Origin of the sequence: Streptomyces sp. NBC_01267 (genome assembly GCF_036241575.1) — a bacterium.
GTDB lineage: Bacteria > Actinomycetota > Actinomycetes > Streptomycetales > Streptomycetaceae > Streptomyces.
The window spans coordinates 690,233-713,168 of the sequence record NZ_CP108455.1 but is presented as its reverse complement, the minus strand read 5'-3'; the positions used below and the strand labels follow the sequence as shown (position 1 = coordinate 713,168).

Annotated in this window: 18 protein-coding genes; 7 read left to right on the top strand and 11 right to left on the bottom strand. The window is 71.4% G+C overall.

Annotated elements, in window-relative coordinates; all coding sequences use genetic code 11:
- Positions 1 to 23 precede the first annotated feature (23 nt).
- The 4 genes from OG709_RS03375 (at position 24) to OG709_RS03360 (ending at position 3,661) form a co-directional block, all read left to right on the top strand.
- On the top strand, positions 24 to 569 hold the full coding sequence (locus tag OG709_RS03375) for a hypothetical protein (RefSeq protein WP_266644315.1): 546 nt from the start codon (positions 24 to 26) through the stop codon (positions 567 to 569).
- 103 nt (positions 570 to 672) lie between these two features.
- Positions 673 to 2,286, top strand: a complete 1,614-nt coding sequence (gene lnt / locus OG709_RS03370) for an apolipoprotein N-acyltransferase (protein WP_250300491.1) — start codon at positions 673 to 675, stop codon at positions 2,284 to 2,286.
- Positions 2,287 to 2,306: 20 nt separating this feature from the next.
- The gene (locus tag OG709_RS03365) at positions 2,307 to 2,786 is read left to right on the top strand and encodes an NUDIX hydrolase (RefSeq protein WP_250300489.1); all 480 of its coding nucleotides are present in this window, start codon (positions 2,307 to 2,309) and stop codon (positions 2,784 to 2,786) included.
- An 80-nt stretch (positions 2,787 to 2,866) separates the two neighbouring features.
- Complete coding sequence (locus tag OG709_RS03360; protein WP_329164747.1) at positions 2,867 to 3,661, top strand: 3-hydroxybutyrate dehydrogenase; 795 nt, start codon at positions 2,867 to 2,869, stop codon at positions 3,659 to 3,661.
- 187 nt (positions 3,662 to 3,848) lie between these two features.
- Here the strand turns inward: OG709_RS03360 and OG709_RS03355 are convergent, their stop codons facing one another.
- On the bottom strand, positions 3,849 to 4,748 hold the full coding sequence (locus OG709_RS03355; RefSeq protein WP_401275061.1) for a PaaX family transcriptional regulator: 900 nt from the start codon (positions 4,746 to 4,748) through the stop codon (positions 3,849 to 3,851).
- Between the two features lie 199 nt (positions 4,749 to 4,947).
- On the opposite strand from OG709_RS03355, the gene OG709_RS03350 reads away from it, so the two are divergent.
- The 3 genes from OG709_RS03350 (at position 4,948) to OG709_RS03340 (ending at position 9,161) form a co-directional block, all read left to right on the top strand.
- A complete protein-coding gene (locus OG709_RS03350) occupies positions 4,948 to 5,661 on the top strand; it encodes a helix-turn-helix domain-containing protein (protein ID WP_266644317.1) in 714 nt (237 codons plus the stop codon).
- Positions 5,662 to 5,865: 204 nt separating this feature from the next.
- Positions 5,866 to 7,092, top strand: coding sequence for an EfeM/EfeO family lipoprotein (locus OG709_RS03345; protein ID WP_329164744.1), 1,227 nt, complete (start codon positions 5,866 to 5,868; stop codon positions 7,090 to 7,092).
- 215 nt (positions 7,093 to 7,307) lie between these two features.
- Entirely contained in the window at positions 7,308 to 9,161 is a 1,854-nt protein-coding gene (locus OG709_RS03340) for a phospholipase C (protein ID WP_326695344.1), read from the top strand.
- 64 nt (positions 9,162 to 9,225) lie between these two features.
- Here the strand turns inward: OG709_RS03340 and OG709_RS03335 are convergent, their stop codons facing one another.
- The 10 genes from OG709_RS03335 to OG709_RS03290 all read right to left on the bottom strand — a co-directional run bounded on the left by OG709_RS03335 (position 9,226) and on the right by OG709_RS03290 (position 22,920).
- On the bottom strand, positions 9,226 to 9,954 hold the full coding sequence (locus tag OG709_RS03335) for a hypothetical protein (RefSeq protein WP_250300477.1): 729 nt from the start codon (positions 9,952 to 9,954) through the stop codon (positions 9,226 to 9,228).
- Positions 9,955 to 10,124: 170 nt separating this feature from the next.
- A complete protein-coding gene (locus OG709_RS03330) occupies positions 10,125 to 12,032 on the bottom strand; it encodes a glycosyl hydrolase family 28-related protein (RefSeq protein ID WP_443068529.1) in 1,908 nt (635 codons plus the stop codon).
- A gap of 127 nt (positions 12,033 to 12,159) precedes the next feature.
- On the bottom strand, positions 12,160 to 13,134 hold the full coding sequence (locus OG709_RS03325; protein WP_329164741.1) for an acetylxylan esterase: 975 nt from the start codon (positions 13,132 to 13,134) through the stop codon (positions 12,160 to 12,162).
- A 4-nt stretch (positions 13,135 to 13,138) separates the two neighbouring features.
- Positions 13,139 to 15,535, bottom strand: a complete 2,397-nt coding sequence (locus tag OG709_RS03320; protein WP_329164739.1) for a polysaccharide lyase 8 family protein — start codon at positions 15,533 to 15,535, stop codon at positions 13,139 to 13,141.
- An 8-nt stretch (positions 15,536 to 15,543) separates the two neighbouring features.
- Positions 15,544 to 16,695, bottom strand: a complete 1,152-nt coding sequence (locus OG709_RS03315; protein WP_250300472.1) for an SGNH/GDSL hydrolase family protein — start codon at positions 16,693 to 16,695, stop codon at positions 15,544 to 15,546.
- A complete protein-coding gene (locus OG709_RS03310) occupies positions 16,683 to 17,762 on the bottom strand; it encodes a right-handed parallel beta-helix repeat-containing protein (protein WP_266644326.1) in 1,080 nt (359 codons plus the stop codon). The genes OG709_RS03315 and OG709_RS03310 overlap by 13 nt, the downstream gene beginning before the upstream one ends.
- Positions 17,762 to 18,397, bottom strand: coding sequence for a DUF624 domain-containing protein (locus OG709_RS03305; protein WP_329164736.1), 636 nt, complete (start codon positions 18,395 to 18,397; stop codon positions 17,762 to 17,764). Before OG709_RS03305 ends, OG709_RS03310 begins: the two co-directional genes overlap by 1 nt.
- Positions 18,398 to 18,400: 3 nt before the next feature.
- Complete coding sequence (locus OG709_RS03300) at positions 18,401 to 20,377, bottom strand: hypothetical protein (RefSeq protein ID WP_329164735.1); 1,977 nt, start codon at positions 20,375 to 20,377, stop codon at positions 18,401 to 18,403.
- Between the two features lie 3 nt (positions 20,378 to 20,380).
- Positions 20,381 to 22,168 (bottom strand): heparinase II/III domain-containing protein, encoded by a 1,788-nt coding sequence (locus OG709_RS03295; protein ID WP_266644330.1) that lies wholly within the window; start codon positions 22,166 to 22,168, stop codon positions 20,381 to 20,383.
- Entirely contained in the window at positions 22,156 to 22,920 is a 765-nt protein-coding gene (locus OG709_RS03290) for an SDR family NAD(P)-dependent oxidoreductase (RefSeq protein WP_250300461.1), read from the bottom strand. Before OG709_RS03290 ends, OG709_RS03295 begins: the two co-directional genes overlap by 13 nt.
- Positions 22,921 to 22,936: the final 16 nt, after the last annotated feature.

Below are 22,936 nucleotides of genomic sequence, written 5' to 3'. Positions count from 1 at the left end.
GGAACGTGAGTAGGCTGCTGCGCATGAGGGACCACAGCCACAGCGAGTCCGCTCCTCCGGTCTGGCACGGCCACGCGACCAACCGTGTGCAGTGGCCGCTCTCGGCCGTCGGCGCGGCCTGCCTGGCGCTCGGCATCCAGCTGGCCGTCGACTCCGCCTGGACCACGGGCCTCGCACCGCTGGTGATGTCCGTGGTCGGCTGTGTGCTCGTCGGCCTGATGATGCTCTACGGCACACTCGCCTTCGTACATGTGTCGGTGAAGGTCGACGAGCACTCCTTCGAGGTCCGCTGCGGCTACATCGGTCTGCCGCGCCGCCGCATCCTGCTCGAACATGTGGTGGGCGCCGAGTTCGCACCGACGGTGACCCCGCGCCAGTGGGGCGGCTGGGGGTACCGGTGGCGCCCGGAGAAGGGCACCGCGGTGGTGGTGCGGCGCGGGGAGGGCCTGGTCCTCACACTCGGGGACGGCCGGAGCTTCACCGTCACGGTCGACGACGCCGAAGCGGCCGTACGCGTCATCCGGGACCGGCTGCGGCTCCCCGGCACCGGCAAGCCCGCCGGGGCATGAGACACGCGTCCGGGTAGGGCCTTCGTTTGGATCAGGCCGCGCGCCCCGGCGTCCGGGGGCCGCGCTTGCCCGACGCACAGCAGGCCACCGTAGACTCCGCCTGGTGAGCGCCCCCACCACCCTTGACGAGCCCGCGCCCGACTCCGGGCCCGAGCAGTTCGCCCAGCAGCCCGCCGTTCCGTCGCGCGGCCGGCGGCTCGCCCGCGCGCTCGTGCGACCGGCGGTGGCGGCCCTGTCCGGCCTGCTGCTGTACGCCAGCTTCCCGCCGCGGCCCCTGTGGTGGCTCGCCCCCTTCGCCTTCGCCGCACTCGGGTACACCCTGTACGGCCGCCGGGCCAGGGCCGGTTTCGGCCTCGGCTACCTCGCGGGCCTCGGCTACCTGCTGCCGCTCCTGGTGTGGACGGGGGTGGAGGTCGGCCCCGGCCCCTGGCTGGGACTCGCGGCTGTCGAAGCGCTCTTCATCGCCGCCGCCGGCGCCGGGATCGCCTACGTCTCACGGCTGCCGCTCGCGCCGCTCTGGGCAGCGGGGGTGTGGATCGCCGTCGAGGCGGCCCGTGCGCGAGTGCCGTTCGGCGGCTTCCCCTGGGGGAAGGTCGCCTTCGGGCAGCCCGAAGGGGTGTTCCTGCCGCTGGCCGCCGTCGGCGGCACGCCACTGCTCGGCTTCGCCGTCGTCCTCTGCGGCTTCGGAATCGCCGAAGCGGTACGGCGCTGGGCCACCCTGCGCAGCGTCCTGAACCGCAGGGTCGCGACCGCCGCTGTCCTGGCCGTCGCACCCGTCGCGGCGGGCTTCGCCGCCCTGCCGCTCGTCGACACCGGCGCCCAGGACGGCACGGCGACCGTCGCCCTCATCCAGGGGAACGTGCCCAGGATGGGCCTCGACTTCGCGACCCAGCGCCGCGCGGTGCTCGATCACCACGTGCGGGAGACGCTGAAGCTGGCCGCGGACGTCAAGGCGGGCCGGGCCGCGCAACCGGACCTGGTGCTGTGGCCGGAGAACTCGTCGGACATCGACCCGTACCTCAACGCCGACGCCTACGACGCCATCGACAAGGCCGCCAAGGCGATCAAGGCGCCCATCTCGGTCGGCGCGGTCGTCACACCGGACAACGGCAAGGGCGCCCCGCTCAACCAGCAGATCCTCTGGGACCCCGTGAAGGGCCCGGTCGACACGTACAACAAGCGTCAGCTCCAGCCGTTCGGCGAGTACATGCCGTACCGGTCCTTCTTCCGCCTCTTCAGCTCCGACGTCGACCTGGTCCGCCAGGACTTCGTGCCCGGCCACAAGGCGGCCGACTTCGACATGCGGGGGACCAAGGTCGGCCCCGTCACCTGTTACGAGGCCGCATTCGACTGGGCCGTACGGGACCAGGTGAAGGCCGGTGCGCAGATCATCTCGGTACCGAGCAACAACGCCACCTTCGACCGCAGCGAGATGACCTACCAGCAGCTCGCGATGTCGCGGGTGCGGGCGGTGGAGCACAGCCGGGCCGTGATGGTCCCGGTCACCACCGGTGTGAGCGCGGTCATCCGTCCGGACGGCTCGGTCGCGCAGAAGACCAAGATGTTCACCGCCGACGCCCTGGTGGCCGAGGTGCCCAAGCGTTCCTCGCTGACCCCGGCCACCCGGCTCGGCACCCTCCCCGAGTGGCTGCTCGTCGCACTCGCCGCGGGCGGGATCGGCTGGGCAGTGACCCGTACGGTGAAGACGCGCAGGTGAGCGGCCGATAGGGTCGGCGCATGGGCACTCCCGACTTCATCCGAGAAATCAGGGCCACCGCGGGCCATCAGCTGCTTCTGCTGCCGGGGGTGAGCGCCGTGGTCCTCGACGACGAGGGGCGGGTACTGCTCGGACGGCGCGCCGACACCGGCACGTGGTCGATCATCGGCGGCATCCCCGAACCGGGTGAGCAGCCCGCCGACACGGCAGTGCGTGAGGTGTACGAGGAGACGGCCGTACGGTGTGTGCCGGAGCGGGTGATCCTCGTCCAGGCGCTCAAGCCGATCCAGTACCCCAACGGGGACCACTGCCAGTTCATGGACACCAGCCTGCTCTGCCGGGCGACCGGCGGTGCGGCCCGGGTCAACGACGACGAGTCCCTTGAGGTGGGCTGGTTCGCGCCGGACGCGCTTCCCGAACTGGCGGAGTTCGCGCTCACCCGGATCAAGCGGGCGCTCACCGACGAGCCCACCTGGTTCGCACCCGCCACCTTCGAATGAAGGGCGGGCACGGCCCCGCAGGAGAGCGGTCGCGCCCCGGTGCGTGAGGGCGGGAGGACCGGGTGGTTAGGCTGCGCGGCATGACGACGCCTCGTTCCGTACCTGCCCCACTCGGCCTCGATCTGCGGGGCCGTACCGCTCTCGTCACCGGCGCCGCGGGCGGCATCGGCAGTGCCTGCGCACTGCGGCTGGCCGCCGCCGGCGCCACGGTCCGGGCCGGTGACCGCGACGCGGCGGGGCTCGAAGCACTCGTCGGCCGCGCCGGTGACCTGCCCGGGGCCGTCGAGCCGTACGTCCTCGACCTGACCGATCTCGACGCGGCGGAACGGGCGGCGGCGGGCACCGACATCCTGGTCAACAACGCCGGGCTGCAACTCGTCCGGCCCATCGAGGAGTTCCCGCCCGACGTCTTCCACACCATCCTCACCGTGATGCTGGAGGCGCCCTTCCGGCTGATCAGGGGCGCCCTGCCGCACATGTACGAGCAGGGCTGGGGCCGGATCGTCAACCTGTCGTCCGTGCACGGACTGCGTGCCTCCGCGTTCAAGTCGGCCTATGTGTCCGCCAAACACGGGCTCGAAGGCCTCTCCAAGACCGCGGCCCTCGAAGGCGCCCCGCACGGGGTGACCTCCAACTGCGTCAACCCCGGATACGTACGCACCCCGCTCGTCGAGCGGCAGATCGCCGACCAGGCGGCCGCCCACTCCATCCCGGAGGAGCGCGTCCTCAACGAGGTGCTGCTGAAGGACTCGGCGCTCAAGCGGCTCGTCGAACCGGACGAGGTCGCGGAGGCGGTCGCCTATCTCTGCACCCCGCAGGCCGCGTTCATCACCGGCACGTCACTCGCCCTCGACGGCGGCTGGACCGCCCACTAAGGTCTTTCGTTTGGATCACGCCGGGTCAGGGAGCGGGGTGTGGTGCGTGCGATCGCAAGGCGGAGGATTGAGGCAATGGGGTCTCCCCTGGCCCTTAAGGCCTTGGGGAAGGAGCCATGGTGATTGACGACAACGCGGCGAGCGTGCGTGCCACACCCCGCGAGCCCGGCGTGATCCAAACGAGGCCCTAGACCCCGTGCGGTTCCGTTGCGGCCGTCCCGGGCGGGACCCCGCGGACGAGCCCCCGGGCGGCGTACGCCCGCGCACCGTCCGCCAGCCGTGACTGGAGTGCGAAGAAGAGGTCCGCGGCGCGGATACCGATCCACTTCTCCGGAAGCAACTCCTCCGGGAGGCCCGGGTCCAGATAGGGCAGTTGCCGCCAGTCGGTGAGTACCCGGACGTAGTCGACGAAGGCGTCCCGCGCCGCGGCGTCCGCCGTGCCCGGCTGCGGGCGCTCCAGTACGGCGGCGTGCTTGCGGACGAACTCGCCGTACAACTGCTCCAGTTGGCCGAGATCCCACCACTGCCGCACTTTTTCGGCCGGGTCGGCGAAGGCCAGGTGGTCGGCACGGAAGAGGTCCGTGTACCCGTCGAGTCCCAGGCGGCGCAGCATCTCCGCCGTGGTGTCGTACAGGTGGGCCGGGGCGATGTAGACGCCCGACGAGACGGTGCCGAACCCCAGCCGGGTCAGCCGGGAGCGCATCAGATGCCGCTTGCTGCGCTCGGACTCCGGCACCGAGAACACCGCGAGCAGCCAGCCGTCGGCAGGCGTCGCGCGCTCCCGCCGGAAGATCCGGTGGTCTCCCTCCCGCAGTACCGACAGACCCTCGTCGGAGAGGGCGTAGCCCGCCGCGCCGTCCCGCCGTTCGGCCCGCAGGATGCCGCGGCGCTTGAGCCGGGAGATGGAGGACCGGACGGCCGGAGCGTCGATGCCCAGATCCGAGAGCAGGGCGATCAGGGACGCCACCGACAGCCAGCCGCCCTCGGTCCTGGAGTACAGGCCGTACACCGTCACGATGAACTGGCGCGGCTGCGCGGAGGCTGCCGAGGAGTCGCCCTCCGCAGGGTCGTGCGCCTCTGCTGCGATCGTCACATGAGCAGGCTATCAATCACCCGGCAGGCGGTCGGAACGTCCTCTCCGCTGGTCACGGCCGCCTGCCTGCTGTGCGCTGTCGTCCAGAACCCGCGCGCGGCTCCCGCTCCGGCCGGTCTCCTCCTCCGCTAAGAGCGCTCTGCCGCTGCTCCACTGTTTGACAACAGCTGTTGCCGAGGTGGCAAATGGAGAGATGACAGATCGGGAGAGCGCGAATCGACAGGGCGACGGCGCGGAGGGTGCGGGCGGAGAGGGTACGGACGACGACGGCTTCGCGGCCGTTCTGACCGCGGTGGGCCCCCGGCTGCGAGCCCTGCGGCAGGACCGTGGCATCACTCTCGCGCAGCTGAGCGAGATGACCAGGATCTCTCTCAGTACCCTTTCCCGGCTGGAGTCCGGCAGGCGCAAACCGACCCTGGAGCTGCTGCTGCCCCTGGCGAAGACGTTCGGCGTGCAGCTCGATGAACTGGTGGACGCGCCGCTGACCGGGGATCCCCGCATCCACCCCCGCCCCTTCAACCGGCACGGCATGACCATCATCCCGCTGACCCGCCATCTCGGCGGGCTGCACGCCTACAAGCAGGTGATTCCCGCCGGGCAGCAACGGCTGGGGAAACTGGAGCAGCGGGTGCACGAGGGGTACGAGTGGCTCTACGTCCTGGCCGGGCGGCTGCGGCTCGTGCTGGGCGAGCACGACCTCGTCCTCACCGCGGGTGAGGTCGCGGAGTTCGACACCCGTACCCCGCACGTCTGGGCCAGTGCGGGCCCCGAGGCGGTGGAATTCCTCAGCCTGTTCGGACAGCAGGGCGAGCGGATGCATGTACGCGCCCGTCCCCTCGACAAGAAGCCGACGGACGGGGACGGGAACGGGGATGCCGGGGGCGCGCCCCGGCCGACGCGGGCCTGACGCCGGTCAGCGCCGCCGCGGCTCTCCGTACCAGCGCCACCGGGTGAGCCGCGTGCGGCCGGGAGCCGGAACCGTAACGCGCGCCCAGGGCGCGGACCAGGGCGGAACCTGCCGGCAGCCCGGCAAACCGCTCCGGAATCCGCTCCGTTGATCGCCGGCGTCTACCATGAGCCTCGCCGTCGAGCGCTGAGTCAGGAGGCCGGTGTGCCGGACAGGACCGCCCCACGTTCCCCGCGGCGCTTCTCGCGGCGCACGCTGATCACGGGCGGGGTGGCACTGGCCGCCGCGCTCGCTCTCGCCGGCACGGGAGCGGCGGGACTCCTGCACGGCCCGGGCCATCCGGCCGAGCCCTCCGACGGCATGCCGCACACGCGCGTCGAGGCATCGGCGGGCAGCTGTGGGAACGGCTGGCGGAATCCGCGCCCCGGCACCCAGGTCTTCGAGGTGCGCAACACGTCCGCCACGCCCGTCGAGGTGTACCTGAAGGACGTGTCCAGCGGCGCTGTGTACGGCGAGCTGGAAGGACTGGGTCCGGGCAGCAGCCGGGCGCTGACGGTGGACCTCGCCGCCGGTTCGTACGCCTTCGCCTGTTTCCCCGACGACGCCGCTTCCGTCACCGGCCCCACGGTCCGGGTGCGTGGCGGGAAGGGGGGCGGCGGCCCGGCCGCCCTGCCGGTGAGCAGCCACGACCTGATTCCGCCGACGCTGAGCTATCAGAAGTGGGTGACCGGCCGGACGGACGACCTCGTCGCCGCCACGCAGCAGCTCGACTCCGCACTCCGGTCCGGCGACACGGGACGGGCCCGGAAGGCATGGCTCACCGCGCATCTCGTGTACGAACGGATGGGCGCCGCTTACGGGACGTTCGGCGACGCGGACAGGGCGATCAACGGAACCACCGCGAGCCTGCCCGGCGGGGTCCACGACAAGGACTTCACCGGATTCCACCGCATCGAGTACGGCCTGTGGCACGGTGCGCCGGTGTCCGGCCTGCGCCCGTTCGCCGACCGGCTGCTCAAGGACGTACGGACCCTGCGCGCGGACTGGACACGGGCCCGGATGGACCCCCTGGACCTCGGCCTGCGGGCGCACGAAATCCTGGAGAACACCGTGCAGTTCGAGCTGACCGGCCGCACCGACTACGGCAGCGGCAGCAACCTCGCCACCGCCCGCGCCAACCTCGACGGCACCCGGGTGGTGCTCGCCCGGCTGCGCCCGCTGCTCACCGGCCGCTACCCCGGGCTGGCGCGGCTGGACAGTGAACTGGACCGGACGCAGCGGGTTCTGGACCGCCAGGACCACGACGGCCGCTGGACGCCGCTCGACCGGCTCGGCCGCGGACAGCGCGAGCAGGTGAACGCCGCAGTCGGTGGAGTCGTCGAGCGGCTGGCGGACGTCGCGGCCCTCTGCGACGTGCGCAGGACGTCCTGACGGTCCTGACGGTCCTGACGGGCTGACGTGCGCAGGACGTCCTGGCGGACCGGGCGGGCCCGGGGCGGCGCCTGACGGTGCGTCGAACGGATGGTTGGTCAACTTTTTGTTGTCGCGCCGTACACCGGGTGTTCACTCTCGTGACATGGTGATGGATCGTGTCGCGTTGAGTGGTGCATGACAGATGCGCCGGTCGGAGTGAAGGGCGGAACCGTATGGGCAGCACCGGAAGGAAGACGGGCGCGCGGCGCTGGGGAGCACTGGCCGGAGCCGCCGCGCTCACCGTGCTCGGCGGGGCGGCGCCCACCTGGGCCGCGGCGCCCGCCGGGCATCACTCCGGCAGTGCCACGGCCACCCCCGTCAAACATCTGGTGGTTCTCTTCGACGAGAACATCTCCTTCGACCACTACTTCGCTACCTATCCGCAGGCTGCGAACACCGACGGGACGAAGTTCACCCCGTCCCCGCGCACCCCCCGCGACATCGACAACCTGCGCACCGCCGGGCTGCTCGACAAGAACCCCAATCAGTACCTGCCCAAGCGCCTCGGCCCGGACCAGGCCATGACCTGCGACCAGAACCACTCGTACGGTCCGGAGCAGTACGCGTACAACGGCGGCAAGGCCGACAAGTTCGTGGAGAACACCGACTCGGGCAAGTGCTCGGGCCATCTCTTCGGTGAACCCGGGCTGGCCATGGACTACTTCGACGGCAACACCGTCACCGCCATGTGGAACTACGCCCAGCACTACGCACTCAACGACAACTCCTTCGGTTCCGCGTACGGCCCCTCGACGCCGGGAGCGATCGAGCTGGTGTCGGGGCAGACGCACGGTGTGGTGTCGACCGACCCGAAGTCATCGACCGAGCACCCGGTCCGGACCGACAAGCCCGATCCCGCGGCGGTCGCCTCGCCGGATGCGCACGGCGTCGGCACCATGATCACCGACCCGGACCCGGCCTACGACGACTGCTCGGGCAACGATCACACCAGCACGTCCTCCCTCGCCGAACTGGGCGGCAAGAACATCGGCGACCGGCTCAACGAGAAGAACGTGAGCTGGGGCTGGTTCCAGGGCGGCTTCCGCCCGAGCACCGCCTGGAACGGCAAGTCGGACGACCTCGCCAAGTGCGGCGGCACCACCCACGCCAACGTCGGCGGCGAGCAGGTCGTGGACTACAGCCCGCACCACAACCCCTTCGCGTACTACAGCTCGACCGCGAACCCGCACCACCTGGCTCCGAAGTCCGTCGCCGAGATCGGCCACGCGGGCCGGGCCAACCACAACTACGACCTCACGGACTTCGACGCGGCCCTCAAGTCCGGTCACCTCCCCTCGGTGAGCTTCCTCAAGGCCCCCTCCTACCAGGACGGGCACGCCGGATACTCCGATCCCACCGATGAACAGGACTTCCTCATCGGCCAGATCAACAAGATCCAGCAGGCTCCGCAGTGGAAGGACACCGCGGTCGTCCTCGCCTACGACGACTCGGACGGCTGGTACGACCACGTCTACGCCAAGCCGCTGAACGGCTCCGACGACACCACGAAGCAGACGAACGGCAAGACCGTTGACTCGCCCGCCTGCCAGAACGGCCCGAAGGCCACAGGCGGTTACGCCGACCGGTGCGGTCCCGGAGCGCGGCAGCCGCTGATGGTCATCTCGCCCTACGGCAAGGTCAACCGGATCGACCACACCAGGACCGAGCAGACCTCGATCATCAAATTCGTCGAGGAGAACTGGCACACCGAACGCATCGGTGACCACTCCTTCGACACCCGGGCCGGTTCGCTGGCCGGGATGCTCGACTTCAAGCACCCCAACGGCAAGCAGGTGCTGCTGAACAAGGACGGGTCGGTCAAGTCGGTCGGCCCGATCCGGCCCGTCGCACCCGTCACCACGGAGATCTCGCACCCGCAGACGCGGAGCGCCGCGGTCCAGGAGCTCGCCGCGGAAGGATCCGATCAGCCCGTCCTGCTCACCGGGGCCGTCCTCGGCGTGGTCGTGCTGGGCGGCGCGGGGGTCGCTGTGGCGATCCGCCGCCGCTCGGGACGCGGGACGGTCTGAGCAGCGCCCCAGGAGCGGTCCGAGGGCCCCACCGCGGTCGGTGGGGCCCTCGGACACGGCCGGCTCATGCTGCGTTGGCCGGTCCCACCTGTTCGCGCAGCTTCGACAGGTCGACCGTCTGGTCGGGCGTCGGCGTACTCGTCGGCACCGGCTTGTCGAAGTCGGAGAAGCCGACGGTCGCGTGGGCGGTGTTGCCCTGCACGGAGAGCCGGACGGGATACGCCTTCCCGTGCGCCGCGACGTACAGGATCTCCTTGCGGCCGTTGCGCTCGCTGCTGAGCGGGATGACGGCGACTCCGTCGACCGTGGTCTCCTTGCCCTTGGTCAGCGCGTTCGGCGAGTCACCTGTGTCGTCCTTGGTCGCGCTGAGGAAGGCGTTCAGATCGCAGACCTGCGCGATGTCCTCCAGTGGGGATTCCTTCGCGGAGCCTCCCAGGTAGCGCCCGTGCAGCACCGCGGACGTCGCGTTGCCACCCGGAACCTGGTTCTTCCAGAACGTCGCGTCCGGCTTGATCCAGACGGAGTTTCCCCGCTTGACGATCTGGATGGAGCCCTGCCCGCCCACGCTCACCGAGCCCTTGCAATTGGCCTGCTTGTCGAGCGTGAGGTCGATGGACGAGGCGTTGCCCGACTCGTCGAAACTACCCTGGACCTTGAGGTGCAGCGATGTCGACGAGAAGAGGGCGTCGTGTGCTTTCTGGCCGATCTGCTGAGCCGACAGCGAGCCGGTGCCGCTGTCCGCGCTGGCCGAGCTGCCCGCTGCGATCGTCAGAACGACTGCTGCTGAGCACACTGCCAGAGGCTTGGCCGTACGGTGTCCGGTCAACGTCGCCTCCTTGAGATGTACCTGGTCAAGGGCGTGCGAACTGTGCACGAAGAGCCTACGCCCGCTGCGCGCAGGTCGCCTGGTGGGGACAGACCGGTGCCCCGCCGGCCCTCTCGGGGACAGGCGGGGCACCGGTCTCAAGGAGCCATGGGCAGATCCGCCCGGGTGGTGCCGCCCGGCACACCACCGTTGGTCCACACGGGAGCGGGCCACGTCCCGGGGCAGGCCGGTGGGTCGGCGTACCATCCGGAGTTGCCCGCTCCCCGGGTGATCTCGAAGCCGGCCCCGACACAGTTGTGGATCGGGTTCGACTGTGCGATGTGGGTGGCGGTGACGCCGGTGAACGACGCGGTGCCGGGAGCCTGGATCTGGAGCGCGTAGGTTCCGGCCCCGTCGATCCTGACGTTCGTGAAGTGCAGCCCGTTCGTCGCATGGTCGATGAGCATGATCGCGGCGTAGGAGCTGTCCAGGATCTCGCTGTCGGTGATGTCGATATTGCCGTTGACCGGTTCGTTGAGCCCGCTGAACCAGATGGCCCCGACGCCGAACTGCCAGTTGAAGTCGTTGTTCCCGGCCCGGATCAGGGTGTTGCGCGCGGCTGTCGTGGTACCGGAGACCGCCGTGCCGTGAGCGGAGTCGACCCCCGGATAGCGGTTGGCGACATGCAGTCCACCGCCATTGGTCACGGTGTCCGCCATGACGTTGTCCGAGAGGGTGATGTCCTTGCCGCCGTACGTGGCGATGTTGTTCGCCAGGACCGGCAGGACCACCGTGTCGAACGTGAACGTGTCGTTGACGTTCGGGACGTTCTCCGCCCACATCGCCAGACCGTCGTCACCGGTGTTACGCACAAAGGTCTGGGTGACCGTGGAATTGGTGACGCCCGTGTGGAAGTTGACGCCGTCCGCGGTCTGATCGAGGATGCGGCTGTTCTTGATGGTGAAGTTGTTCATCGGGCCGTCCATCCACGCCCCGACCTTGGTGTGCTGCATCCATACGTCGTCGACCGTGGAGTCGGAGAGCGCGCCTCCGATGGCATTGACCTGAGCGTTGTCCTCCCGCTCGCGGATGTCGCCCATGACGGCGAAGTCCTTGAGGGTGACGCCGCTGCTGCCGCCCGCCGCTGCGTACTTTCCGTACACCCCGACGGCCTTGCTCCGGTCGGTCGGATCGCGCCCGGTCAGCACGCTGTACCAGGGGCCCGCCCCGGCCAGGGTCACCTTGTCGACCACGATGTGGTCCCGCACTTGGAAGGTGCCCTGCGGGATGTAGACCGTCCTGCCCTGTGCCGTGCCCGCGTCGACCGCCGCCTGGATCCTGGCGGTCGAGTCCGCGGCCCCGGTCGGGTCCGCGCCGAAGTCGCTCACCACGTCCAGGGCGCCGGAGGGCTTGCCGATCGGCGCGGCCACCTGCTCGAAGTCGGCGAGATCGATGGTGAACGTCGGCGACTGGGCGGTGGACGAGACCTGGAGGCGGACCTTGGTGCCGGCCGCCAGCGTCGACCCGAACAGGGTGCGTGTCTCGTCGTAGAAGTGGTGCGGGTCGGTGTCGCCCGGGTTGTTGTTGAAGGGATAACTGCCGTAGTACCAGCTGTACTTGGATGTCACCGGCACGCTCTTGAGCTGGTTGCCGTCGACCTTGAGGTCGATGGACGCGTCGCGACCGGCACCGTCCGGACTGTCCGGCAGCGAGTAGCGGAACGACATGGCGTCGGCGGGAGCCGTGAGGGTGAACTCCACGTACTGGCCGGGGGCGTCGAGCGTCACGGCCTGACGTCCCGATGCCTCGGACGCGAGGTGCCCGTAGAGGCGGTCGGGGCCGATCGGAGTGCCGTTGGTGGCGGCGTACTCGGCCTCCTGCTCCTTGAACGGCACGGTGGCACCGCGGCCGGAGATCCCGACGGGGGAGGGGGCGGGCACCCCCGCCGCCTGAGCGGCGGGGGCGGCGGACAGGACCACTGCGGCGGCCGTCCCGGCCACGGCGAGAGCCATGGTGAGCGAGGCGGACAGGCCGCGGCGGAGCAGTCGGTGTGGGGGAGGTGTCACAGACGTACGTCCTTGCGGCTCGTGAGGAACTCTGCGGACGCCGAAAGGCTAGAAGTCGGGCCGCAGGCAGTCCATGAGTCCACGCAAGAAACCACGATCTGTATGAAAACGTACGACAGGGAGGCGGCTACTGGTCGAACACCCCGCGCAACGCCGCTATCTTGCGCGGAAGGTCGTACTCGGCACCGCCCTCGTGGCCGTTGTACGGGAACACCTCGATCTCGGCCGGACCCGCATAGCGGTGGTACGCCGCGAAGACCGTCGACGACGGGCAGACCCTGTCCATCAGCCCCACCGAGAACCACCCGGGGACGGTCGCCCGCGCCGCGAAGTTGACCCCGTCGAAGTACGAGAGCGTCTCCATCGCCTCCTCGATCCGGAACCGGTGCCCGGAGAGCCACCGGGCGATCTCCGCGTACGGACCCGAGTCGGTGATCTGTGAGGCGCGCCGGTAGTGACAGAGGAACGGCACGTCGGCGACGGCCGCCACCACGTCGTCCCGCAGCCCGGCCACCGCCAGTGACAGCCCGCCGCCCTGGCTTCCGCCGAGCACCGCGACCCGGGTGGCGTCGACGGCCGGATGCGCCTTCGCCGCGTCCACCGCACGGACCGCGTCGGTGATCAGACGCCGGTAGTAGTGCAGGTCCGGGTTCTCGATGCCACGGGTGAGGAAACCGGGGGACGACGAACCGTGACCGTCGGGGCCGATGTCCGGGGTGTCGGCGGTCAGCTTGCCGCCGCCGCCCTGGCCCCGGTTGTCCATCACCAGATGGGCGTAGCCGAGGGCGCTCCAGGTCAGCCAGGAGTACGGGACGCCCCGGCCGCCGTTGTAGCCGATGTACTGCACCACGGCGGGCAGCGGCTCGGCACGGCCGCGGGGCAGCAGCAGCCAGGCCTTGACCGGCTGCCCGCCCCAGCCGCCGAACGTCACGTCGAACACGTCGACGGTCGCGAACCCGGCGTCGTACGGAACGAACTCCGCGCCCAGGGGACAGCGGGCCGCCTCGGTGAGCGTCCTGTCCCAGAAGGCGTCGAAGTCCGCCGGTTCCTGCGGCTCGGGACGGTACTCGCGCAACCGTTCCAGCTCCATGTCGAACAGCAAGGGTCTAGCTCCTCTTCAGGGTGAGACCGAGGGGCGCGCCATGGCGGCCCGAGGTGTCGGCGGTGATCCGGATGCCCTCCGTGGTGGGCGCTGTCCGCACCCCGGGATCGGCGGAGACGACCGTGAGACCGCGCTGCGCCAGATCGAGGACGACGGAGGAACGCAGCTGGGTGGGATCGGAGAGCGAGACGGTGACCGTGCTGCCCTCCGGCCGTACGAGCACCGACGCGGCGCCGTCCGACGCGAGGTCCTGCGCGGTGCCCGCGGTCCAGAAGTTCGCGGCGAGCAGCCCGTCCGTCGGGCGCCGCACCGCGTGGACCGCGGTGGAGGCGGCGACCAGCTCGACCGGCGGCGCGTCCGACCAGAGTTCGGTGCGCTCGGCCGAGGCGGCCGGGGCCTGGAGCCAGAAGTACCCCGCACCGTCCGGAGTCGTCCCGTGGTCCTGCCACAGCGTCAGGTACGGCCGCGTCACCGGGGTGTCCGTGCCGTACTTGGTGTTGATCTCGCGCCAGGTCGCCGTACGTTCCTCCCGCAGCGCCCGCACGGTCGCGGCCCGCGGGAACACATAACCGCCGGTCCCCTCCAGATGCAGCCAGCGCACCTCGCCGAGCTCCGCCGACCAGCCCGCGTCGGTGGCGGCCGGCTCCCCGTTGACGAGCAGCGCCGCCTTCGGATCGCGCAGTTTGCGGTTCTCCACGACCGTCTCGACGGTGCCCGCGCCGGCCGAGATGCCCGAGCCGACGCAGGCGATCACATCGTCCAGGCAGAACCAGCTCTTGAGCCCGGTGAGCGTGGAGCCGTACGCGCGCAGCTCCATGCCGTACGCGCCGAGCGTCGTCCCGGGCAGCGCGGTCCCGCCCGCCCAGTCCGACGTACTGGTGGTGCGCTGTCCGGCCGCGTCCGCGGGGCGGCCCGCGACGACGGTGGTACCGGGCAGCCGCGCCGGGTCGACCGTGGGCCAGTAGTCCTCGCTGTAGTGACCGAGGTCGTCGGTGTACAGCAGCACCATGCCGTCGGAGAGGTGCCAGCCGTGCAGGTTCTCGTTCTGGATCGACTCGTAGTTGTAGACGCGTGTCGAGTACGCGGAGATGCCCAGGGCGAACGACGGCCGGTGGTGCGCCGCCTTGTCCATCCGCGGGTGCTGCTTGTGGCCGACCAGCCGGCCGCGCGCCGGGATCGCGGAGGCGATGACCTGCCGGGCGGCGACGAGCGAGGCCAGGTCGGTCACGGCCAGGAAGTCCCGGTAGGTGTCCTCGGCGATCCACTGCTTGACCAGAGCGGTGAACCGGTCGGCGGTCGCACCGGGGAAGGTGGGAACGAGACGTACCACCGCCTCGATGACGGTCTGGGCCGACACATGCCCCTGTTTGCTGGGCCGGGCGATCTCGCGCCCGCAGACCGAGGCCATCACATCGCCACGGGCGATCAGCGGGTCGAACCCTTCGTCGACCCAGCCGCGGACGTTGTCCAGATCGGGATCGGTGACCGACCAGTTGGTACCGGCGAGCAGATTCAGCAGCCGGGAGAGATTGTTCAGCAGCTCCTTGCCGTAGCCGCCGTTGTACGGGTGCTTGTAGTGCTGGAGGAACGAACCGTCGGAGTAGAACCCCTCCCCGGTGCCCTCCGCCGCCGCGCTCACGTCGTTGAAGGCCAGCACGCTGTTGGCGCCGGAACCCTCGACGTCCGAAAGAGCGTCGCGCACCCGGCCGAGATCGTCGCCGTCGTCCCGCAGCACCGCGTGGACGGCCACCACGGTGGACACCCACACCCGGTTGGCACCGGTCGCGATCTGCCGGTCGGCCCGCCACAGATTCGGGTCCGGGGTGTAGTCCCGCACCGCTGTGGTGATCCGGGTCAGCCGGTCCGTACCGAGTACGTCGTACAGCAGCACCGACGCGTCGTTGAGGGCGAGCGCCGAGCCGATCTCCCAGTCCCAGTCGTTGTCGTACCGGGCATGCCCCGGCCCGTAGCGATGGGCCAGCATCCAGTCGACCCCGGCGAGCAGCAGATCGCGGAGCGCCGTGTCGCCGTGCTGCGGGGTGCCGGGGACGGCCCAGGCGGTCGCGATCGTCGCGAGCCGCTTGAACGCGGTCGTCACCTGGTTGGAGAGCGTCGTGCCGGTCAGGTCGGGGAACAGGCCGTCGGTGCGCGTCGGATCGAGCCCGGCCGCGGCGGTGGTGGCCGCCTTGCCGATCCGGGCGACGGCCGCCGCGATCTGCGGGTCCGTCAGGTCCAGATCCGGGCCGCCGGTCAGCAGGGTGTGCCAGCGGGAGCGCAGCGCCGCCGCGTCACCGGTCGCCGCCCGCGCCGGGGCGGACGCGAACGTGACCGGCAGCGCGACGGCCGCGCCGACCGCTGCCGCTCCGGCGAGGACGGTGCGCCTGGTGGTGCCTCGGTTCATGGTGGCCCTCACAGGAGGTGACGGCGGTCGACGGCCGCGGCGAGCGCGGCATGACCGGATGGATTGGGGTGCAGACCGTCACCGCTGTCGAAGGCGGGCAGGATCCGTGACGGGTTCGCGGGGTCGCGCAGCGCGGTGTCGAAGTCGGCCACGGCGTCGAAGATCCGCCCCGTGCGTACCGCCCGGTTGACGCTGCCCCGGACCGTTTCGAGCTCCGGTGTCCAGCGGGTCCAGCCGCCGAACGGGGTGACGGTGGCGCCGACCACCCGCAGACCCGCGTCGCGCGCCCGCAGCGCCAGCTGCCGGTAGGCCGCGAGGAAGAGCGCCGGATCGGTCTGGGAGGGCGCTTGCTGGAGGTCGTTGACCCCGAGGGCGATGACCAGGGTGCGCAGCCCCGGCAGCGACCGCACGTCGCGGTCGAACCTGGACTGCCCGCCGGGGCCGAACTTGACGTCGTCCAGCAGCAGCCGGTTGCCGCTGACCCCGAGGTTGGCGACGGCCGAACCGGGCAGCCGCCTCGCCAGCTGGTCGGGCCAGCGCAGATCGGCGTCGTCCGGGGTGCCGACGCCCTCGGTGATGGAGTCGCCGAGCACCGCGACGACCGGCCCGTGCGCACCGGTCACCTCGACGCCGGTCAGCAGGAACACCGAGGTGGTGGGTACGCCGTCGACCGTGTGCGTGGCATGGGTGTTGCGGTGGAAGGACAACGGCCCGGTGGGGCCGGGCAGTCGGGTCTCGACGGTGAGCGCGGCGCCCTCGGCGGTCCGGAGGCCGTCGACCGGATCGCTGGTCAGCGAGGCACCGGCGGCCAGCCAGGCCTGCCGCCGCCCGCCGAAGGTCACCGGGCGCCCGCCCGCCGTGACCGGGCCGATGAGGACCGGTACGGAGCCGAAGGCGTGTCCGTAGCGCAGCCGTACCCCGCCGCCGGCCGACAGCCGGACCGTGGCACGGAAGACACCGTTCGTCAGGCCCTTGCTCGCCACCGTGTCGGCCTCCATCGGCGCGGTCTGCGCCGTGGCCCAGGAGACCGTCCAGCCGGAGCGGCGCTCCCCGGGCTCCGCCGCCCGCGCGCCGGTCGTCGTGGCGGCGACCGCTGCCAGTGAGGCCGCCGCCGTCAGCACCCCGCGTCTCGCGGGTCCCCGCCCGGTCACTGCGGGCACGCGCCGGTCGGCAGGTACGCGCTGCCGTAGGTGCCGACCGCGTCCCCGCCGGTGTTGCCGCTCATGGTGTTGGCGCACACCGGGCCCTGCGGGGTCTGCATGAACTTGATCCCGCCGCCGGCGTTCCCGGTGATGGTGTTGCCGTACACGCTGGTCCCGGTGCCGTCGGTCGCGGTGTCGCCGCCGAGCCTGATACCCGAACCGACGTTGTCGTGCAGGGTGTTGTACCGGAGGATGTTGCCGCTGCCGCGCGCGTCGAGCCCGCCCGAACCGGGGTCCTGCTGGGCGCTGCAGTCGTTGTGCTCGACGTAGTTGTGCGTCGAGTTCTCCTTGATGTCGACGCACTCGTTGCCGTGGGTGGCGATGGTGTTGTCGTGGATGCGGTTGTTCCGGCTGATGTCGGGGGCGGCGTCGGGCGCGCCGTTGGCTCCCTGCTGCTCGGGGGCGGTGCCGAGGTAGATGCCCTCGCCGTTCTTCCCGCCGCCGCCGAACCTGAAGTCGTTGACACCGCAGTTGCTGATGGTGTTGCCGGAGATGTCGGCGCCGGTGACGAGATAGCGCAGCCGTACGCATTCGTCCGCCGCGTTCTTGAGTGTCATACCGGTGAGGTGCAGCGCGCCCACACCGTTGCCCGGGGTGGTGCTCATCGCGTAGACCAGCTTGGCCCGGTAGCCCGACACGGTGTCGGCGGAGCCGTGCAGTCCGTCGACGGTGAAGCCGCTCAGCGTCACCGAGTCGTGCCGCACCTGGATGATCCTGCTGTCCCCGGCGCCCTTGACCACGGCGTCGGAGGGGCCGGTGAGGGTGACGCCGGCGCGCTCGGTCACCACGTCCTGCCGGTAGGTACCGGCCGCGAGGTGTACCACCGCGCCCGTCGGCGCCAGATGCACCGCTCGCTGGATCGTGGCGAGCGGGGCGCCCGCCGACGTACCGGAGTTGCTGTCGCTGCCGGACGGCGAGACGTAGTACGCGGTCGCGGTATCGGCGGCCGTGGACGGCAGCGGGAACGCGAGCGCCCCGCCGGCGGCGAGTGCCGCGACCAGGGTGGTGCGCAGTAAGCGGTGCATCAGATGTGCCTCCTGTTGTCGGTGAGCCGGTCGGTGAGCCGGTCGGTGAGTCCGTCGGCGAAGGACAGGGCGAGCAGTACGGGAATGCTGGGGCCGAGCAGCAGCGGTCCCAGCGGCACGACGAGGGAGAGGAGCACGGCGGAGACCACCGCGCCGAGCAGCGCGGTACCACGCGCGGCCGACCCGAAGCCGAGCGCGAGCGCGCCCCGGGTCCACGTGCTGACCGTCCCGCCGGGCACCCGGCCCGCCTCGGCCGCGAGCGCCACATGGTGGATGACGGCCGCCGCGGCGATGCCCATCTGCGCGGCGAGCACCACGAACGTCCAGGGCTCGGAACGGCCCAGCACATGAAGGATGTTGGCCGTCAGCATGCCCGCGACGACCGTGGACACCAGCGCGTGCCGCCACAGGGCGCGCCAGTACCGGGGGAACGCGGTGAAGGCGTTGACGAAGCACCGGCTGTCACCCTCCGCGCGCCACCGCTGGAGCCCGTACGCCATAGCCGCCAGCGCGGGGAGCCAGGTCACCACACCGAGCGACAGCACGACGAACGCGGCCCCGCCGGCCGCCGGGTAGGCGAGGAACTCCAGCCGGCGCAGCAGCGTCGGCCAGCTGGACGAGAGACGTGCCTGCATGATTCAGCCGACCCTTCCTGTGTACGGCTCCGCACGGTCGAGCAGCACCCGGCCGTCCAGCTCCACCCGCCGGGCGGCGACCACGTACGGCGCCGCGCCGTCGGCGAGCAGCACGGCCGCCGCGTCGGCCACCACCCGGGAGGTACGGATCCGGCGGGCGGCGGGGGAGAGGAGCACGGTCTCGCCCGCGAAGGCCACACCGTGTCCGGCGTCGCACGGCACGGCTTCGGCCGACCGGGCCGCACCCGGCTCGATCGTGGTGAGGAACAGCCCCGACGCGGTGCGCGCGGTCGACGACCGCAGGGTGTGCAGGGTGCGGGTGAGTTCCAGCCCCGGTGTGCTGGACGTCGGGTTCGCGGCGACCTCCGTCACCTCCGAGGTCACCGTGGCATCAGGAGGCGCGAACTGCCGTACGTGCGCGGTGACTTCACCCGACCGGATCAGCCGGGTGCCGTCCGGCAGGGCCTCGGTCGGCCGGTCGCTCTGGAGCAGGAACGTCCACTCCCGCTCACCGTCCGCCTCGGCCAGGTCCAGCAGCACCAGCCGCCCCGCAGGGGTGAACACCAGCGTCCTGTCGAGCCGGGTCACCCCGAGTGCCGGGTCGTACATCGCGGCGATCTCCGCCGTGGCGTGCGCCCAGCCGCGGTCCGCCACCAGCACATCGCGCTGCCGGGCCTGCCGCTCGTGGGGAATGTCCTGGTAGACGTGGTAGCGGTCCTCGTCCGCGTACCCCTGCCCGTCGACCAGCAGCAGATTGTGGTGCGCGGCCCGCTTGCGGTTGCTGTACCCCTCGTCGACCGCGAGGAACGCACCCTCCGAGACCAGCACGAAGGACCCCGAATCGGGGTGGTGGTGCCCCTGGTCGAGGGTGTCCCAGCCCAGCTCGGCCCGGTGTTCCGCAGCGGTGTCCCACGCCTTGTGGCCACCACCCGGACTCGCCTTGAACGACACCAGCGTGGCACCGTCGTCCCAGCCCGTCCGGGCCGCCAGCAGGCCCAGGTCCGGGAAGAACGCCCGGGTTTCGGTCGGGCGGACCGGGGTCACCGACGGGTCGTACCAGAGGTACTCCAGATACGCCTCCGGAAGGATCCCCGGCCGGACCCCGCTCTCCGCGGCCTCCAGGGCGAGGAGTTCACCCGAAGCCAGATCGCCCAGCCACTGCGCCTCGCCGATGCCGTACCGCGCGGCGAGCCGGTAGTACAGCCCGGCGCTGTGCCCGCTGCGCCGGTCGTGGCAGTCGCCGTGGTCCACGTTGAGCGCGAAGCCCGGCGCTGTCTGGTGCAGCCGGAACCGGAAGGTACGGGACAGGAAGCCGCCCCGCTCCCACCAGTCGACGCCCTCGGCCTCCTGGAGCAGATCCAGGTGGATCGCCAGCCAGGGCACCCCGTAGCGCCAGTAGACGACCCCCTCGGCGTGCGAGCCGTCGTCCGGCAGCAGATCGAGGACCCGGCCGAGGTTGTCCTTGGCCCGCCGGGTCCACTCCTCCTTGCCGAGCACGTAACCCGCGGTGGCCAGGCCCGCGTAGCAGATCCAGTTGTGGTTCTGCCAGTACGACGACGACCACCAGCGCCCCTCGCTCGCCACCGCGAACTCGTACAACCGCCGCCCCTGGAGCAGCAGTTTGTACCGCAGCAGCGCGCGCACCTCGTCGGGCAGGTCGTCCCCGATCCAGCGGAGGGCGAGCGAGAGATGGTGCAACAGCCAGCCCGCGTCCAGATCGTGGTCCGGCATATGGGCCCGGCCCCAGTGCGGCAGCCGCACCGCCGCCTCGATCCAGCGCCGGCTCTCCGCGAGATGCGCGGGGTCGCCGCCGACGCGGTACGCCAGCGCGGGGTTGGACGCGGCCGGCCCCAGCCAGGTGATGCTGGCCAACGGGTGCCCGGTGGGCGGGGCCAGCCCGCGGTGGCGGGCGGCCTCCTCGTACAGCCGCGCCTCCCGCGCGGGACGCGGACCGGGCGGCGGCGTCGCCGAGAGCAGCACGCGTCAGCCCTCCGTCCGGAACCGTGCGGTGGAACCGTCGGCCAGCTCGACCGTCAGCACGTCACCGTCCAGCCGCACGCCGGCGACCGCGGGGCCCGCGGAAGCCGCCTGGTACACCGAGGCGAACGTGACGCGCTCCGCCCCGGCGGTGAAGTCCACCCGGGTGCACGTGCGCTGCGGATCGTCGGCCGGGCCGGGACCCGGCACGGCCACCGGACGTACCGGCACCCCCGGTGTACCGGTGTGCCAGCCGTGCAGTGTCTCGTCGCCGTACCAGGTGGTGCGCACCGGCCCCGCCGCCTGGAGCTGGATGTCCAGCGCGGTGCCGGGGCGCAGCTGGGCGGTGATCCGGCGCTCACCGGCGGCGCTCACCGTCAGCAGGTCGACCAGATAGCAGTCGCCGACAGCGATCCGCCGCACCGCGCGCACCCCCTCGTACGCCTCGGTCACCTCGGCCGTGACCGAGGCGCCGTCCGTGCCGAGTAGGGATCCCGTGCACTCGGCCTGCTCCGCGCCGTCGACGCGGAAGGCGGGATGGGCCTCGGTCGACGCGTACAGATCCCGGAACTCCAGGTGTGCGTACGGTACTTGACCGGGGTCCGGCTGCCACGGCGTGCTGTCCCCGTACAGATACAGCGACAACTTGTCGCGGTGCCCGTGCGAACCGCCGTGCGGGCCGAAGTCCAGCAGCGCATGGATCCCGGCGGCGCGCAGCACCGCATGGCCGGTCTGCGGGAAGACGGTGACGGCGCCGGGCCCGGGACGCTCCGGCAGTGGCGGCCCGGCGAACCAGCCGTCCAGCTCCCGGTCGAGCCCGTCGTCCTGCGCGCCGAGCTCGGCCCTGGCCCGCGTCGCGACCGCGGCGAGCGCCGGTGACGGCACCAACTGCTGTGCCAGTGCCACCAGTTCGAGCCACTCCAGGGCGAGCGGGTGCCGTCGGTACGGGCCGTCGTGCAGGGCGGGCAGGATGCCTCCCGGGGTGGCGATGGCCGCCAGGACGTCCGTCATGCCCGCCAGGACACCCACGACGTCGGACGGGATGGCCGCGGGGTCGGCGGAGCGCAGGGCCAGCAGCGCCGCACGCAGCACGAACCCGTGGTAGTACGTGCTGCCTTCCCACTCCCAGCCGTCGTCCGCGACGGCGACCCGCAGGTGTGCGTACAGGCCGTGCTCACCCTCCAGCCACTGTTTCGCGCCGTCCCACTCCTGGCCGCGCACCATGGCCGCCGCCGGACCGGTCGCGGCGCCCGCAGCGTTCAGCCAGGCCGTGTAGTTGGACGCCAGGAGGCCCTGGCCGGTGAGCACCCCGCGGGCGTCGAGCGCCGCCTGCTCCAGGGAGTCGAGCAACGGCAGCAGCGGGGCCAGGTCGTCCGTGCGCTGCCCGGCCAGCGTGGTGACCGCGTGCCCGATGTTCACCGCCCAGATCGCGTCGGTGAGCGCCTGGTGGAAGAGGCGCCCGCGCAGCATCCATTCCTGGGCCTCGCCGTGCGAGTCGCTCGCCAGTTCCGCGTAGAGCCCCGCGTACTCGGTGAGCCGGGCGACGGCCTCCGTGCGCTCCCCGCGGTGCGCGAGCAGCCGCAGCCGCCGCGCCCACGCCTGGTGCGACAGCACCAGCCAGGCGCCGCGCACCTTCTCGTCGTCCACCCGGCAGCCGTGCGCGCAGCGCGCACCGCCCTCGGGAAAGACACCGGTGAACAGGTCACCGTGGTCGAGCTCCACGCCGTGCGCCGGACAGACGTACGCGTGCCACCAGCCGCCCCGCTCCCGGGCGATGCCTTTCAGCGGGGCCATACGCCACCGTCGATGTCCACCGTGGTGGCCGTGAGGAATCCGGACGCCGGGGACGCCAGGTGCACCACGGCGGCGGCGACGTCCTCGGGGGTGCCGGCCCGGCCGACCGGGATGCCCGCCTCCATGGCCTGCTGCGCGGCGGGCGCGGTGAACGTGCCGTGGAACGCGGTGCCCTTGATGAAGCCGGGCGCGACCGCGTTCACGGTGATCCCGTCACCGGCGACCTCCTTGGCCAGCCCCTTGGTGAAGCCCCGTACGCCCGCCTTGGCCGCGGCGTACGCCACCGAGCCGGGTCCGCCGCCGTTGTGCGCGGCGAGCGAGGACATCGTGATGATGCGGCCGGCCGACGACCGGGCGAGGTGCGGCAGGGCGGCCCGGCAGGTGCGGAACGTCGAGCTGAGATTGGTGGAGACGACCTGGTCGAAGTGCGCGTCCGTCATCTCCGCGATCGTCGCGCGGCCGATCAGATGACCGGCGTTGCAGACCAGGACGTCCAGGCCGCCGAGGAAACCGGTCGCCTCGTCCACCAGTTGGTCCACATCGGCGGTGACGGTCACGTCCGCCCGGAACGCCTTCGCGCGGCGGCCCAGCGCCTCGATCGCGGAGACCGTCTTCGCGGCTTCGTCGCCGGAGGAGTGGTAGTGGACAGCCACATCGGCGCCCGCCTCGGCAAGAGCGACGGCGATGGCCCGGCCGATGCCGTGGCCCGCTCCCGTCACCAGAGCGCGGGAGCCGTTGAGATCAGCAGACATGGATGAAACCCTTTCT